Here is a 13,603-nt window from a genome sequence, read left to right as displayed (position 1 = left end):
TTGATGGGCGTGCCACACCGAAAAATCCGGATACCCGAGGCCGGAACGCCGCGGCTGAACGAGGGATTCGACCGGGTGCGCCGGGAGTTCGACCTGCCCGACGAGTTCCCCCCGGCCGTCCTCGACGAGGCCACGGCCACCGCCTCGCGGCGTTTCGTCGGCGACGACCGCACCGACCTGCCGTTCCTGACCATCGACCCGCCCGGCTCGATGGACCTCGACCAGGCCCTCTGCCTGGAGGAACGTCAGGGCGGCGGCTACCGCGTCTGGTACGCCATCGCCGACGTGGGCTCCTTCGTCCGTCCCGGCGGCGCGATCGACCGGGAGGCGAGACGGCGCGGCGAGACCGTCTACCTGCCCGACGGCCGGGTGCCCCTCCACCCTCCGGTGGTGTCGGAGGGCGCGGCCAGCCTGCTGCCCGGCGAGATCCGGCCGGTCGCCCTGTGGTGCATCGACCTCGACGCCGACGGCGAGGTCGTCGGGTTCGACGTCCAGCCGGCGCTGGTGCGCAGCCGGGAGCGGCTCGACTACGACTACGTGCAGACCCTCGTCGACACCGGCCGCGCCGACGGGACCCTGCGGCTGCTCGCCGAGATCGGGCCGCTGCGCATGGAGATCGAACGCGCCCGGGGCGGGGTGACGCTGCCGACGCCCGACCAGGAGGTCGTCAGGTCGGGCGACGGCTACCGGGTGGAGTTCCGCTCGCCGCAGCCGTGCGAGGAGTGGAACGCGCAGATCTCCCTGCTGACCGGGATGTGCGCGGCCCAGATGATGCTCGACGCCGAGGTGGGCGTGTTGCGCGTGCTGCCCGCCGCCGGGCCGGCCGACGTCGGCAAGGTCCGGCGCATGGCGCTGGCGCTCGGTGTACCCTGGCCCGAGGGGGCCGGCTACGGCGAGGTCGTCCACGGCCTCGACCCGAAGATCCCCGGCCACGCCGCCTTCCTCCACGAGTCGACGGTCCTGCTGCGCGGCGCCGCCTACGTCGCCTTCGACGGCGAGCCGCCCCCCGACGCCCTGCACGCCGCGGTCGCCGCCCCCTACGCCCATGTGACCGCTCCCCTGCGGCGGCTGGTCGACCGTTACGCCACCGAGGTCTGCCTGGCCGTGGCGAGCGGCGAACCGGTCCCCGAGGAGATCAGCGAGGTGCTGGCGGCGCTGCCGCGCGAGATGTCCGCGGCCACCCGGCGCTCCTCGGGGGTCGACCGGGCCTGCGTCGACCTGGTCGAGGCGTTCCTGCTCCGCGACCGGATCGGCGAGACCTTCGAGGCGGTCGTCGTCGACGTCGCCGAGAACGGCAAGAGCGGCCAGATCCAGCTCGCCGACCCGGCCGTGATCGCCCGCTGCGACGGAGCCGACCTGCCGCTGGGCCACCGGATCTCCGCCCGCCTGCTGCGGGCCGACACGGCCACGCGGGAGATCCGCTTCGCCTGGGTCCCGGCCGCCGACTGAGGCGCTGATATCGTCTCGGGTCAGGAAAGCATCGCGTACCACTGACAGTACGGGAGGCTCCATTGACACCTGATTTCGCAGGTCACGCCCAGATCATGGCACTCGCCGACCTGGTCACCCCGATGAGCGTCCGGAGCGCGGTCACCCTCCGCCTCGCCGACCACCTGGACACCGGCGACCTCACCGCCGACGAACTGGCCGCCCGCACCGGCACCGTCGCCCGGCCGCTCCGCAAGCTGCTCGACCATCTCGTCCACCTCGGTCTCCTGCGCGCCGCCGAGGGGCGATACGGCCTCACCGACCTGGGCCGGCTGTTACGCCGGGGAGAGGCCCCGATGGGGCCGTTCGACCAGCTCGACCTCGACATGGTGCTGGGCCGGACCGAGCTGGCCGCCGTCCACCTGCTCCACAAGGTGCGCACCGGCCAGTCGGTCTACCACGGCATGTACGGCACCGACCTGTGGACCCACGTCGACCGGGCGCAGGGCACCCCCGACGCGCTGAAGGCGCAGCTCGCGGTGCCGCCGGGGTTCGACGTCGACGTCCTGCTCGACCATCCCGCGCTCGCGCGGGCCCAGACGGTCGTCGACGTCGGCGGGAACACCGGCGCCCTGGTGGAGGCCCTGCTCGCGAAGCATCCCGACCTGTCGGCCACTCTCGTCGACCTGCCGAGTTTCGCCGGGGCCGCCGCCCAGCGGTTCGCCGCGGCCGGGCTCGACGGCCGGGCCGCCGCCCTCGGCCGGGACTTCTTCGACCCGCTCCCGCCGGGCGCCGACGTGTACGTCCTGTCGGCGGTGCTGGCCGACTGGGACGACGCGACGGCGGTCCGGCTGCTGCGCAACTGCGCGCTCGCCGCCGGCTACACCGGCCGGATCCTCGTCTCGGAGGTCAGCCTGACCGAGCGGCTGCGCCACGTCGACACCGGGATGACGTTGTGGTTCGAGGCCGTCATGGACAACCCCGACCGCTCCCCCGACGACATCGCGGCGCTGGCGGCCGAGGCGGGGCTGAAGGTGGCGGCGGTCGAGCGGGCGGGCACCCGGATCGTGCTGGAACTCCATGGCTGAGCCGGTGGACCACGACGTCGTGGTGGTCGGCGGCGGGCCCGTGGGGTTGATGACCGCGTGCGAACTGGCGCTGGCCGGGGTGCGGGTGGCGGTGGTCGAGCGGCGCACCGACGTCGACCCCACGATCAAGGCGATCGGGCTGCACATCCCCTCGGTCGAGGCCTTCCAGCGGCGCGGGCTGCTGCCCGCGCTGCTCGACGCCCAGCGGCGGCACGCGCGCGAGCTGCTGGCCACCCTGCCCCGGCGGGCCGACCTGGGCCGGGTGCCCATGGCGTCCGGCATCGCGGGGCACTTCGCCGGGATCACCGTCCCGCGTGCTCTGGTCGACTACGCCGACCCCGACTTCGGCGCGGCGTGGTCGCGGGACATGATGCCGGTGAGCCAGCAGGCGCTGGAGGCGATCCTCGCCGACCGGGCGGTCGCGCTGGGGGCCCAGTTGCGGCAGGGCGCCGAGATGGTGAAGTTCACCGACGACGGCGACGGGGTCGACGTCGAGCTCGATTCGGGCGAACGGTGGCGGTGCGGGTGGCTGGTGGGCGCCGACGGAGGGCGCAGCGCGGTCCGGCGGGGCGCGGGGTTCGCGTTCCCCGGCACCGACCCGGAGATCACCGGGCACCAGGCCGTGGTGGAGTTCGCCGACCCCGAGGTGCTGACCCCGGGCTGGAACCGCACCGAGAACGGCATCTACGTCTACACGCCGCTGCCCGGCCGCATCCTCACCGTCGAGATGGACGGCCCGCCGGCCGACCGGAACACGCCGGTCACCCACGCGGAGCTGCAGGACAGCGTCCGGCGGGTGTCGAAGACCGGCGTCACGATCACGTCGGTGCGGTCGGCGACCCGGTTCACCGACCACGCGCGGCAGGCGAGCACCTACGTCCGGGGCCGGGTGGTGCTGGCGGGCGACGCCGCCCACGTCCACTCCCCCTTCGGCGGCCAGGGGCTCAACCTGGGGCTCGGCGACGCGCTGAACCTGGGCTGGAAACTCGCCGCCACGGTGCGGGGATGGGCGCCGGACGGGCTGCTCGACACCTACACCCGGGAGCGGCACCCGGTCGGGGCGTGGGTGCTCGACTGGACGCGGGCGCAGATCGCGCTGATGCGGCTCGACCCGCTCACCGAGTCGCTGCGCCGCATCGTCGGCGATCTCGTCGCCACCCCGGACGGCGCGACCCACATGGCGAAGAAGTTGTCGGGGGTGCTCCAGAAGTACGACCTGCCCGGCGACCATCCGCTGGTGGGACGCAGCGCGCCCGACCCCGGCGGACGCCTCGCCGAGGCGCTGCGGACCGGACGGGCGGTCCTCACCGGGCCCCGGGCCGACGCCGGAGCCGCGCGCGCCGACCGGCTGGTCCACGTGGAGTCCGACGCGCCGATGCTGGTCCGGCCCGACGGCTACGTCGCCTGGGCCGGGACGGCTCCGGGCGACACGGCAGGGCTGGAGGAGGCCCTGCGCCGCTGGCTCGGCGACTCATGACGAACGGTCGAAGGCGCGGGCGGCCAGCGCCCGCGCCAGCCGGGCCCGCCCCTCTCCCACCAGCCGGGCCAGGGCCGGGGGCGGGGCGGTCCGGGTGAGCCACTCCCCGACGGCGTCGATCGTGGGCTGGTCGACGGCCCACGAGGGGAACAGCACCATCGCCGGGCCGTGGGCGCGTTCGCCCCGCCGCCGCCACACCTCGGCGATCTCCTCCAGGTAGCGGGCGGCGTAGGGGCGCAGCAGGTGTTTCTGGGCCGGGTGGGCGAAGCCGCCGATCACCGCTTCGACGGTCGCGCCCGGCACGGTCTCGTCGTGCATCGCCCGCCGCCACGCCTCCTCCTTGTGGCCGGGGCGCAGCGCGCGGGCCCGTTCGGCCTGCGACGGGCCGAGGAAGGCCGGGCCCCGGGCGAGCTCCGCCTCGATCTCGGCGTCTCCGGCGACGCCGTGCGCCACCAGCGCCTGGACGATCCGCCAGCGCGACAGCGGGTCGACGGGTTCCTCCAGCCAGCGGCGGACGTGCCCGAGGTGGGGCTGGTCCAGGACGCCGACCAGGAGGGCGTTGATCAGGACGTGGTGGCGGTCGGTTCCCGGCGCGACGGCGGCGGCCTGGCCGAGCAGCCAGGTGGCGTGCGCGTGCCAGCCGACGGGTGACCATTCGGGGTCGGCGTAGGTGTCGAGCGCGGCGTGCGCCTGCTGGAGCAGCCGCCGCATCACGCCGGTGTCGGTCTCGGCGGCCAGACCGCGGTGGATGAGGGCCACGTAGTCGCGGGCGCGGAACCCGGCGTCGCGTGTCATCTCCCAGACCGCCGACCAGGCCAGTGCCCGCGCGAGCGGATCGGCCAGATCACCGATGCGGCGCAGGAGGGTGGCCCGCGACCCGGGGTCGAGGCGGATCTTGCAGTAGCCGAGATCGTCGTCGTTGACCAGCACGAGGCTCCCCCGATGACGGCCGGTCAGCTCGGGCACCTCGGTGCGGGCCCCGCTGACGTCGATCTCCTGCCGGTGGATCCGCACCAGCCGCCCGTGTCCGTCGTCGTCGTAGACGCCGACTGCGACGCGGTGGTCACGGAGCAGGTCGGCCGCCTGCTCGACGGCGAAGGCGGTGAAGCGTCCGTCGGCGCCGGCCGACCAGACGGGGCGCAGCGTGGCCAGGCCGGTGGTCTCCAGCCACTGGCCGCTCCAGCGGGACAGGTCGCGTCCGGACGCCTTCTCCAGCGCCGCCAGCAGGTCGCGCAGGGTCGCGTTGCCCCACGCGTGGGCGGCGAAGTAGCCGCGCAGGCCGGCGAAGAAGTCGTCTCTGCCCACGTGGGCGACGAGTTGCCGCAGCAGGCTCGCCCCCTTGGCGTAGGTGATGCCGTCGAAGTGCACGGCCGCCATCTCGACGTCGGGGACGTCGGCCACGACGGGATGGGTGGTGGGGAGCTGGTCCTGCTGGTAGGCCCACGCCTTCTGGATGTTGGCGAAGGTCGTCCAGGCCTGCGTGTGCTCGGTCGCCTCCGCCTGGGCCAGCACGCTCATGTACGTCGCGAACGCCTCGTTCAGCCACAGGTCGTCCCACCACTTCATGGTGACGAGGTCGCCGAACCACATGTGGGCCATCTCGTGGAGCACGGTCTCGTCGCGGGCCCGCAACTCGTGGGCGGTGACGTGGCCGCGGAAGATCATGTCCTCCTGGTAGGTGACGCAGGCGGCGTTCTCCATGGCGCCGGCGTTGAACTCCGGGACGAAGCACTGGTCGTACTTGGCGAACGGGTAGGGCACGCCGAAGGTGTCGCGGTAGTAGGCCAGCCCCCGCCTCGTCCGGTCGAACAGCCGCTCCGCGTCCATGTGGGAGGCCAGGGACGCCCGGCAGTAGAGGGCCAGCGGGATCTCGCCGTCGTCGTCGGCGCGCCATTCGGCCCACGGGCCCGCCACGACCGCCACCAGGTAGGTGGGCAGCGGCGGGGTGGTGGCGAAGTGATGGCGGCGCGTCCCGTCGCCGGCCGGTTCGGCCCGCCGCACCGGGGAGTTGGCCCGGACCGTCCACGGCGCGGGCGCGGTCACGGTGAGCGTGAACGGCGCCTTGAGGTCGGGCTGGTCGAAGCAGGCGAAGACGCGTTTGGCGTCGGCCGGCTGGAAGTGGGTGTACAGGTAGACCGCGTCGTCGGCCGGGTCGGTGAAGCGGTGCAGGCCCTGGCCGGTGGCGCCGTAGGCGCATCGGGCCCGGACGGTCAGCTCGTTGCGGGCGGCCGGATCGGGCAGCACGACGCCCTCGGCCGGGTCGTAGCGGCGCAGGTCGAGCGGGCGCCCGTTGAAGACCGCCTCGTCGGCCGAGCGGGCCACCAGGTCGATCCACGTCGCCTCGCCCGGCCGCCGGCAGGCGAAGCGGACCGTGGTGACCGAGGTGAAGCCGTCGTCGCCGGTCAGGTCGAGCGCGACGTGGTAGGACTCGACGTGGAGCTGCTCCGCCCGGAGGCGGGCCTGGTCTCTGGTCAGGTTGGGCGTTTCCACGGGCGACCTCGGCGAGTCGAGAAACGATCGTTTCGGGGCAGCCGTGATCGACAAAAAGACCCCCGATCCATTATTAATAACACGGAACCTGCTAGAAACGGACTTACTTATCCGTTGACATGTTCTGGACAGATGTGGTCTTCTGCCTCTAGCCCACCCCTAATAGGAAGGTGAGTCAGGTATGACATCTGTTACCGTCGCACTACCCGCAGTAGAGGAGAAGACAGCCGATCCGCAGGTCATGAAGGACGTCAACGACGCCCTCATGGGAATTTCGGGATTCGCGGAGTTCAGCGCCGCGACCAACGGATTCCTCAAGGGCGACATCGACGTCGAGCAGGCGCTCGAGGCGATGGCCCCGTTCCTCCGCGGCGAGATCTGCCGGGACGAGGCCGACCGCGAACGCATGATCCAGCTCGGCCAGACCATCGAGGCGAAGTGCGGCTGGGCGTCCGTCCTCGCCACCCTCACCGCCTGCACGGCCGCCTTCAGCTGCTCGGGTTTCTGCTGCTGAGAGGCGCCACCCGCGTCACCTGTGCGAGATCCGCCTTTCCACCGTGTTCACGGGCCCTTCTCCTCGGCCCGGCGCCGCGAGTCGCACAGAAGAAAGACCGCCCTTTCGTGTCGGCGGCGCAATTCTGCGAGTGAACGTAGATGACAGGCTCAAACAGCAATCGGTACGCCGGAATCCGCCTGGGATTTCCTGGGCGGATTCCCGAGCATGCCCGAAAACGTCGAAGGAAATTCGGTGCCCGAGGGCTACGACATTCTTGAGCAGATCAATCTCGAACTGAAGAGCATCGACGGAGCCGCCGATTACCGGGCCGCCGCGCTCGGATTCATCAAAGGCGACCTCGAACTCGACGACGCGATCGAGGCGATGACCCGGGTCCTGCACGGCGACGGCTACGGCAACGCCGACCACCGCAGACGCATCATCGAACTCGCGCAGACCGCCGAGGAGCGGTGCGGATTCATCACGATCACGGTGAGCATCGCGGGCTGCACGGCCGCGTTCAGTTGCTCGATGGGATGTTGCTGACCCGATCGGAGATCCTGTGCACACCGACCCTGCCGACGTCGTCGTCCGGGCCGATCGGCTCACCGCCGAGAAGTCGGTCTTCACCGCCGGCCGGCCCGTGCTCGACGAGGTGACCGCCCTCCGCGCCCTCGCCGCGCACGGCGTGCTCGGCCCCGAGCAGATGCTGGACCCCCGGCTGACGGTCGTGGACGAGTCACGCCGCTGCCGCTGCCTGATCGTGCGGCTCGCCGACGCCGGCTGGGTGGTCAAACAGGGCACCTCGGCCGAGACCCAGGAGACGCTCGACCGCGAGGCGGAGGTCTACCGCGTGCTGCGGGGCTCCTCCTTCGCGCCCTACCTGCCGCGCTTCTCCGCCTTCGACGACCACACCGGCCTGCTGGTGACCGAGTTCGTCGACGGGCAGGCCCCCCGCGACGCCCACATCGCCGACCCGGCCCGGCGGCCGGTGACGGCGGTCGGGATCGGGGCCGCCCTGGCCCGTCTCCACACCGTCGCCGACGACGGCGGCCTGCCGGCGCAGCAGCCGCCGCCCATCCTCCGATGCGGCCACCCCACGCTCGACTCCATCGAGTTCCACAGCCCCGCCTCGCTGGAGGTGGTCCGCACCATCCAGTCGAGCCCGGCGTTGTCGGAGCTGCTGGACGGCGTCCACGAGCAGTGGAGCCCCGGCGCGATGGGCCACGGCGACCTGCGCGGCGACAACATCCTCATCCGGCCCTCGGGCGAGCCCGTCTTCATCGACTGGGAGATGGGCGGCCCCGGCGACCGCCGCTGGGACATCGCCGGGCTGCTCACCGAACGCATCGTGTGGTGGCTCACCGACCCCGACGCGTGGGTGCCCATGGAGGCGCAGGCCACCGCGAACGCGGCGGCGGCCGCAGGCCTGCGCGAGATCCGCGAGTTCGCGCACGCCTTCCTCGGCAGCTACGTCGTCACCTACGCCGGCGAGCTCGACCTCGCCAAGGCCGGCCTGGACGATCTGATGCGCTGGTGCGGCGCCCGGCTGGTGCAGTTCGCCGTCGAGCAGACCCACCAGCGCAGCGTGCCGCTGGCGACCTCCCGGCAACTCCTGCAGATGGCGGCGAACTTCCACACCACCCCCGGCGTCGCCGCCCGGACCTTCTTCGGATTGGCGATCGACGATGGCGACCGATGACAACCGGGAGACCGTCGCCGCCGCGCTGGCCGCGGTGACCGTCTCGGCGACCTACGACCTGGCCTGGTTCGGCGAGGTCGTCGACACGATCCGGCCCCTGCCCGACGACGCCATGATGCGGGAGGCGGCGGGCTCCTTCGTCAGCCGTCTGCTCTACCGGGGCTGCTACCTGTTCGGCCGGCCGCGCCGCGAGGTGGCCGCCTTCCGCGAGTCCATCATGGAAGGGCTCCCCTCGACCCGGTCGGCCCGATTCGTCAACGCCGCCGTTTACGCCGGCGCCCATGTCGCCCCCACGCGGAGACGGCTGCCCCTGGTCACCGGCGGCGCCGAACCGCTGGTCGACCTGGAGGGGGTCCGGGTCAGGCTCAGCCTCCCCGGCCCGGCCGAGCACGTCGAGGTGCACATCCCCGGCGTCTCGGTGACCAAGTCTCCGGGGTTCGTGCTCTTCCGCGGCCCCCGCGGGCAACCCGCCGCCGACGGCCAGCGGCTGGTGCGCCTCTACTGGAACCTGGCCGCCGCCGGCGCGGTCGAGCTCATCGAACCCCTCACCCGGATCGTCGGCGACCTGCCCTTCCACTTCAAGGTCGTGCACGCCGACGCCGACTGGCCCGAACGGGCCGACAGCGCCGTGCTCTACATCGGCCACGACGACCTCGCCCGCCTCTGGCCGGCGCTGCGCGACCTCCATCGGCGGCTGCTGCCGATGATGCGCCCGTACGTCCCCGCGCTCACGCACCGGGCCGGGATCGGCCTGGGCGTCGCCGAGGATCCCGGCGGCGGCGAGAGCTACGGCATGTTCGTCTGCGAGCGCGTCGCCGAAGGACTCATGCGCGCCCACGCCGAGGGCGGCGCCGACCGGGATCTCCAGCTCGCCTACGTCGCCGAGGCGTTCGAGAAGGCGGGACGCACCCTGGCCACCCCCCACGCCACCCCCGAGGTGGCCCGGCTCCTCGACGGGCTCACCGCCGCCGCCCCCGCGCCCGGACCGGTCGCCCCCGGTGTCGCCCCCGGTGTCGCCCCCGGTGTCGCCCCCGGTGTCGCCCCCGGTGGCCTGACCGGCGAGGCGGAACGGCTCGCCCGGCGGATGGCCGCCGACGCCCTGGTCCACGGCGACCGCTGCACCTGGCTCAAACCCCACCCCGACGTCGGCGGCCGGGCCGGGTGGGTCCCGATGAGCGCCGACGTCTACGACGGCACCGCCGGAATGGCCCTGTTCCTCTCCCAGCTCGGCGACCCCGCCTTCACCGGCCTCGCCGCGAAGGCGGCCCGGCAGGCGCTGGCGACCGCCTCCGCCCTGCCCGGCCCCGGTCTCTACAGCGGCACCTCCGGCACCGGCCTCGCCGTCGCCCTGGCCGGAGACGCCATCGGCGACGCCGAACTGGTCGAACGCGGCTTCGCCCTCGTGGACGCCGCCGCCCGCGCCGCGCTGACCGGCGAGGGCCCCGCCGACGTGATCGACGGGACGGCCGGCGCGCTGCTGGCCGTCCTGACCGCCCACGCCCTCGGGAACCCGACCGGCCTCGGCCTCGCGACCGACCTGGGCACCACGCTGATCGGCAGCGGCGACGACGCCGACGGCACCCTGTCGTGGACGCCCGGCTTCGTCGGCTACGCCCACGGCGCGGCCGGATGCGCCCTCGCCCTGGCCGAACTCGCCGGCGCGACCGGCGAGCCCGTCTTCCTGGCGGCGGCCGGACGGGCCGTCGCCTACGAACGCACGTGGTTCCACGACGGGAACTGGCGCGACGCCCGCACCGCCCACGAGCGCGGCCCCGACGGCGACCTGACCCTCGAACCCGACATCACCCGGTACGACTGGTGCTACGGCGCGCCCGGCATCGCCCTCACCCGAGGCCGGCTCGCCCCGCAGGAGGCCCGGATCGGGTTCGCGGCCGCCCGCCGGGCCGCCGCCACCCACCCCGCCCTCGTCTACGACATGTGCCTGTGCCACGGCTCGGCCGGCATCGCCGAGATCCTCTCCCTCGCGCCGCCCGAACACGCCGAGGACGGCGACGGCGACCTGGCCCGCGAGATGACCCGCCGCGCCCTGGCCGCCCACCACGACGACCTGGCCTGGCCCCGGGGTCACGGCCTCATGCTCGGCGCCGCCGGGGTCGCGCTGGCCGCGCTGCGCCGCGACGACCCCGCGATCGTGTCACCCCTGCACCTGCCGCACATCCGAGGAGGCCCCCGTGGACGACGCTGAGCAGGCGAAGCCGCCCTACGATGTGACCGCCCTGCTCGTGGAGCTCCAGCGGTCGTGGGCGACGGTGCCCGGCATCGACGACTTCGTCGGCTCCGGCGCGGCCTTCGTCAAGGGTGAGGAACCCGACCTGGAGAAGACCGTCGACCGCATGATGTCGTTCTTCAACGGCGAGATCGGCGGCTACTCCACCGAACGCCAGCGGCTCGTGCTGCTCGCCCAGAACATGCGCAAACGCGCGGGCGGCGTGCCGATCGTGCTGCTGACCTTCACCACGTGCACCGAGGTGCTCTCGTGCTCGTACGCCTGCTGCTAGTCACCCGGCGATCACGGTCTGCAGGAGGGCCAGCCCCGCCAGCAGCGCCGGGCCGCGCACCAGTTGCAGGATCAGCCCCAGGGGCGTCGGGCCGAACAGCCCGACGTCCACCAGCGGGCTGGAGTAGTCGAGCGGCGGCCGGGTCGCCACCCGGTAGGTCACCGCCAGCGCGCCCACGGCCGACACCGCCGCCGTCAGGAGCGGCAAGCCGGGAACCAGCGCCCAGGTGACGGCCGACCAGACCACCGCCCCGGCGGCCGGGACCGTCAGGAACGTGAGCGTCAGCGTCAGATCGGAGCCGCCCAGCGCCCGGCGAATAGCCGGAGAACGCGAAACGACCCGCAAACCGGCCGCCAATCTGTCGACGGCCGCGAATGCCGTCACGGTGTGCAGCGCGGGCAGAAAAGCCGCCAGCCCGACGACATAGGCGCCATAAGGAACGAAAATCAGCGCCGCCCACATGAAGAATCCGGTCGGCATGCGCCGGATTCGCGCCAGATCGCTTTTCACCAATGCGATGAACCGATTTCCGCGGATCGCCGCCGGACGCACCCGCGCCACCGCCCGCGCCCGCCGTTCGAGCACGATCGACCAGAACATCGTCACGTCGAGGGACAACACCGACACGTGGGTCGCGGTGGCCAGCTCGGCCCCGGACGACACCTTCCCCCGCGTCATCGCCCCGAGGCCGCGCCGCGCCCACTCGGCCGTGGCCACCGCCGCCGCCAGCGCGACCGCCGCCGCCACGGTGAACGGGACGGGCCCCGCCGACTCCAGCCCGGTCAGCGTCAGGCCGGGCCGCAGCGCCAGCACCGCCACCGCGACCCCGACCAGCCCGTAGGCCGCCACGCTCAGCCACCGCTGGACGGTCGCGACCGGCCGCTCCCCCGCCTGCGCCAGCACGCACAGGCCGGCCAGCACCACTCCGGCCGCCGCCCAGCACACCACCCACGAGGCGACCGGCACCGACAACCGGGTCACCGCGAGGAAGACGAACCCGATGAGCGCGCCCACCACCGCCCCCACCGCCGTCGCCGCCGCCAGATGCCCGCGCAGCAGGGCGCCGCGGTCGACGGGGGTGCTGAGCAGCCACGTCCGCACCGGCGACCCGGCGTAGAGCGGGCCGAACGCGAGCAGCGCCTTGGCCAGCAGCACCACGCACACCAGGGCCAGGACCGCCGCCGTGAGCTGGGTGACCGACGTGCGCACCAGATCGGGCACGCCGCCCCCGGCCTCGATGCGGGCCACCCCGGCCTGGGTGACCTCCACCACGAGCCCGCCGAGGATGCCCAGGTAGATGAGGCGCTCGATGAGCATCGAGAGCAGGAAGCCCAGAGGACGGCGCGGGCGGCGGGCACGCCGGCGGTGGCGGAGCTCGGCGGCACCCGGCAGGGCCCGCACCCCGATGACCGTCATCCGGCCACCTCGATCGTGCGGTCGGCGACGGCGTCGATCAGCTCGCGGTCGTGGGAGGTGAACAGCACGGCCACCCCGGCCGCCTTCTCCTTCTGGAGCCGGTCGGCCAGCCAGGCTCGCCCCGTCACGTCGAGACGCTGCTCGGGTTCGTCGAGCAGCAGCAGCCGTCGCGGCCTGACCAGGCAGGACGCCAGCCCGAGCCGGTGGCGCTGGCCGCTCGACAGGGTGATCGGGAGCTGGTCGGCGGCCCCTTCGAGGTCGAGGTCGCGCAACGTGGCGGCCACCAGGCCGTCGGGGTCGTCGGCGCCGTGGGCCCAGGCGTAGAGGGCCAGGTGGTCGACGACCGACATGTCGGGGAAGTAGTCGACGTCGTCGAGCAGGCAGGCCATCGCCGCCCGCACCGCGGGGTCGGACTCGCGCAGGGGGACGCCGTCGAACTCGACCAGCCCCTCGTCGGCCTCCTCGGCCCCGGCGACGCACCGCAGCAGGGTCGTCTTCCCCGACCCGTTGGCCCCGACCACCGCCACCGCCTCACCGGCCCGGAGCGAGAAGCCGACATCGTTCAGCACCGGCAAGCGGGAATAGGATTTATGCAGACCGGACACGCGCAGCAATGCGGATGGGGCCGTTGCGCTCATCGGGGATTACACTCCTCAATCGTCCGGAGATGTCGTACCGCTAATGTGCTCAATTGGCGTCGGCCAAAGCGATTGTAACCGAATAATGCGCCGGGAAATGCGGGAAGGGCCGCCCCGCGTGATCGCGGAGCGGCCCTTTACAAAGTCAGGTCACTTCTTGAGACTCCACGTGGTGCCGTATCCGCCCAGGTGCAGGGCCAGGAACACGGCGCCGGCGATGGTCAGCGTGGTCACGGTCAGGACCGCGCCGACGGCGTAGCCGCCGATCGCGAAGACGAGGGCGGCGAGGAACAGGACAGCGGCGAGGAGAGCGAACATCCGGACCTCCAGGGGCGTGGGGTGTTACATA

The 13,603-nt window shown here is 73.0% G+C and carries 12 protein-coding genes; 8 read left to right on the top strand and 4 right to left on the bottom strand.

Annotated elements, in window-relative coordinates:
* Positions 1 to 3: 3 nt before the first annotated feature.
* The 3 genes from AW273_RS13770 (at position 4) to AW273_RS13760 (ending at position 3,993) form a co-directional block, all read left to right on the top strand.
* Positions 4 to 1,449, top strand: coding sequence for an RNB domain-containing ribonuclease (locus AW273_RS13770; protein WP_062348678.1), 1,446 nt, complete (start codon positions 4 to 6; stop codon positions 1,447 to 1,449).
* Between the two features lie 62 nt (positions 1,450 to 1,511).
* On the top strand, positions 1,512 to 2,516 hold the full coding sequence (locus tag AW273_RS13765; RefSeq protein WP_157555779.1) for a methyltransferase: 1,005 nt from the start codon (positions 1,512 to 1,514) through the stop codon (positions 2,514 to 2,516).
* Positions 2,509 to 3,993 carry an FAD-dependent oxidoreductase gene (locus AW273_RS13760; RefSeq protein ID WP_062348676.1) on the top strand — a complete coding sequence of 495 codons (1,485 nt, stop codon included), beginning with the start codon at positions 2,509 to 2,511 and terminating at the stop codon, positions 3,991 to 3,993. Before AW273_RS13765 ends, AW273_RS13760 begins: the two co-directional genes overlap by 8 nt.
* On the opposite strand, the gene pepN is transcribed toward AW273_RS13760, so the two are convergent.
* Complete coding sequence (gene pepN, locus AW273_RS13755; RefSeq protein WP_062348675.1) at positions 3,988 to 6,483, bottom strand: aminopeptidase N; 2,496 nt, start codon at positions 6,481 to 6,483, stop codon at positions 3,988 to 3,990. The genes AW273_RS13760 and pepN overlap by 6 nt on opposite strands.
* A 181-nt stretch (positions 6,484 to 6,664) precedes the next feature.
* Here pepN and AW273_RS13750 point away from each other — a divergent pair, with 181 nt between their 5' ends.
* From AW273_RS13750 to AW273_RS13730, 5 genes are all read left to right on the top strand, one after another.
* Complete coding sequence (locus tag AW273_RS13750; protein ID WP_157555777.1) at positions 6,665 to 6,997, top strand: hypothetical protein; 333 nt, start codon at positions 6,665 to 6,667, stop codon at positions 6,995 to 6,997.
* 207 nt (positions 6,998 to 7,204) lie between these two features.
* Positions 7,205 to 7,525, top strand: coding sequence for a hypothetical protein (locus tag AW273_RS13745; protein WP_157555775.1), 321 nt, complete (start codon positions 7,205 to 7,207; stop codon positions 7,523 to 7,525).
* Positions 7,526 to 7,541: 16 nt separating this feature from the next.
* Positions 7,542 to 8,681, top strand: coding sequence for a phosphotransferase family protein (locus tag AW273_RS13740; RefSeq protein ID WP_062348672.1), 1,140 nt, complete (start codon positions 7,542 to 7,544; stop codon positions 8,679 to 8,681).
* Positions 8,668 to 10,887 carry a lanthionine synthetase LanC family protein gene (locus AW273_RS13735; RefSeq protein ID WP_062348671.1) on the top strand — a complete coding sequence of 740 codons (2,220 nt, stop codon included), beginning with the start codon at positions 8,668 to 8,670 and terminating at the stop codon, positions 10,885 to 10,887. The genes AW273_RS13740 and AW273_RS13735 overlap by 14 nt, the downstream gene beginning before the upstream one ends.
* Complete coding sequence (locus AW273_RS13730) at positions 10,874 to 11,200, top strand: hypothetical protein (protein WP_062348670.1); 327 nt, start codon at positions 10,874 to 10,876, stop codon at positions 11,198 to 11,200. Before AW273_RS13735 ends, AW273_RS13730 begins: the two co-directional genes overlap by 14 nt.
* Here AW273_RS13730 and AW273_RS13725 read toward each other — a convergent pair whose 3' ends face one another.
* From AW273_RS13725 to AW273_RS37875, 3 genes are all read right to left on the bottom strand, one after another.
* Positions 11,201 to 12,616, bottom strand: a complete 1,416-nt coding sequence (locus AW273_RS13725) for a DUF6297 family protein (protein ID WP_062348669.1) — start codon at positions 12,614 to 12,616, stop codon at positions 11,201 to 11,203.
* Positions 12,613 to 13,185 carry an ABC transporter ATP-binding protein gene (locus AW273_RS13720; protein WP_198168136.1) on the bottom strand — a complete coding sequence of 191 codons (573 nt, stop codon included), beginning with the start codon at positions 13,183 to 13,185 and terminating at the stop codon, positions 12,613 to 12,615. The genes AW273_RS13725 and AW273_RS13720 overlap by 4 nt, the downstream gene beginning before the upstream one ends.
* Before the next feature lie 219 nt (positions 13,186 to 13,404).
* Positions 13,405 to 13,572, bottom strand: a complete 168-nt coding sequence (locus AW273_RS37875) for a hypothetical protein (RefSeq protein WP_198168135.1) — start codon at positions 13,570 to 13,572, stop codon at positions 13,405 to 13,407.
* Positions 13,573 to 13,603: the final 31 nt, after the last annotated feature.

The sequence above is a fragment of the Herbidospora yilanensis genome (assembly GCF_001570565.1).
GTDB classification, from domain to species: domain Bacteria; phylum Actinomycetota; class Actinomycetes; order Streptosporangiales; family Streptosporangiaceae; genus Herbidospora; species Herbidospora yilanensis.
The sequence above is the reverse complement of the archived record's forward strand: the minus strand, read 5'-3'. Positions and strand labels throughout refer to the sequence as shown.

Excerpts from the sequence above, each read along its gene's own strand:
- AW273_RS13760 (WP_062348676.1), top strand. The coding sequence starts at position 2,509 with ATGGCTGAGCCGGTGGACCACGACGTCGTGGTGGTCGGCGGCGGGCCC.
- AW273_RS13750 (WP_157555777.1), top strand. The coding sequence starts at position 6,665 with ATGACATCTGTTACCGTCGCACTACCCGCAGTAGAGGAGAAGACAGCC.
- AW273_RS13735 (WP_062348671.1), top strand. The coding sequence starts at position 8,668 with ATGGCGACCGATGACAACCGGGAGACCGTCGCCGCCGCGCTGGCCGCG.
- AW273_RS13745 (WP_157555775.1), top strand. The coding sequence starts at position 7,205 with ATGCCCGAAAACGTCGAAGGAAATTCGGTGCCCGAGGGCTACGACATT.
- AW273_RS37875 (WP_198168135.1), bottom strand. The coding sequence starts at position 13,572 with ATGTTCGCTCTCCTCGCCGCTGTCCTGTTCCTCGCCGCCCTCGTCTTC.
- AW273_RS13725 (WP_062348669.1), bottom strand. The coding sequence starts at position 12,616 with ATGACGGTCATCGGGGTGCGGGCCCTGCCGGGTGCCGCCGAGCTCCGC.
- AW273_RS13770 (WP_062348678.1), top strand. The coding sequence starts at position 4 with ATGGGCGTGCCACACCGAAAAATCCGGATACCCGAGGCCGGAACGCCG.